This window comes from Streptomyces sp. NPDC055103, from assembly GCF_053607625.1.
The window spans coordinates 1-1006 of sequence record NZ_JBSGTX010000186.1 but is presented as its reverse complement, the minus strand read 5'-3'; the positions used below and the strand labels follow the sequence as shown (position 1 = coordinate 1006).

The 1006-nt window shown below is 49.5% G+C and carries 2 protein-coding genes; both read left to right on the top strand.

Going from position 1 to position 1006, the window contains the following annotated elements; translation table 11 throughout:
• The coding region (locus tag ACWFR1_RS40395; RefSeq protein ID WP_453561132.1) for a hypothetical protein at nucleotides 1-323 on the top strand (323 nt) is incomplete at its 5' end.
• Nucleotides 316-957: an ATP phosphoribosyltransferase gene (gene hisG / locus ACWFR1_RS40390; protein WP_015251138.1), complete on the top strand. Its 642-nt coding sequence runs from the start codon at nucleotides 316-318 to the stop codon at nucleotides 955-957. The genes ACWFR1_RS40395 and hisG, both read left to right, overlap by 8 nt.
• The last annotated feature ends 49 nt before the right edge of the window (nucleotides 958-1006 follow it).

Below are 1006 nucleotides of genomic sequence, written 5' to 3'. Positions count from 1 at the left end.
CGTGGAACCGGGCTCCCGGCCGCACGGCGGCCGAGGCGGTGGGCCATTTTGATTCACCTGCACCGGCAACAGGCTTCGGGCTTCGGATCGACCGGCTGATTGAAGCCCTTCATATGAAAGAAGAACCATGTGATATAGACGCTGTTATTTTCAGCAAAGAGCAGCGGGCGCAAGCTATCGCTTATGCGAATGAAGAACGCATGAAAGGGAACAAAGTAGTTCTTCAAGATTTATCGGGAATAGAAAATATCGACCAGATGACAAAATCTTTTGCAAACGTCACTTATTTTATCGGTGCCAGAAAGGAAGAGCAAAATGGGTAAGTTACTCACAATGGCGATGCCAAAGGGCCGGATATTTGAAGAAGCGGCAGGGCTGCTGAGGCAGGCAGGCTACAGGCTCCCTGAGGAGTTTGAAGATTCGAGAAAACTGATCATCGATGTGCCGGAGGAAAATCTTCGTTTCATATTAGCGAAGCCGATGGACGTAACCACGTATGTGGAGCATGGCGTGGCAGACGTCGGAATTGCGGGCAAGGATGTCATGCTGGAGGAGGAACGCGACGTGTATGAGGTACTGGATTTAAAAATCAGCAAATGCCACTTAGCTGTCGCCGGACTTCCGAATACAGACTGGAGCGGCGTAGCGCCAAGAATCGCGACAAAGTATCCGAATGTGGCTTCCAGTTATTTCAGAGAGCAGGGAGAACAAGTCGAGATCATTAAGCTCAACGGTTCAATTGAACTGGCTCCGCTCATTGGGCTTGCAGATCGGATAGTGGACATTGTTTCCACAGGACAGACGCTGAAAGAAAATGGGCTTGTTGAAACGGAGCACATTTGTGACATTACCTCTCGCTTTATTGTCAACCCGGTAAGCTATCGCATGAAAGACGATGTGATTGACGAAATGGCATCCCGCCTATCTCTCGTTGTGGAAGGAGAGACGGCAAAATGAAGATCAAAACCATCAGCGGAACGGAACGGCTTTCTCTCAAGCGTTCAAT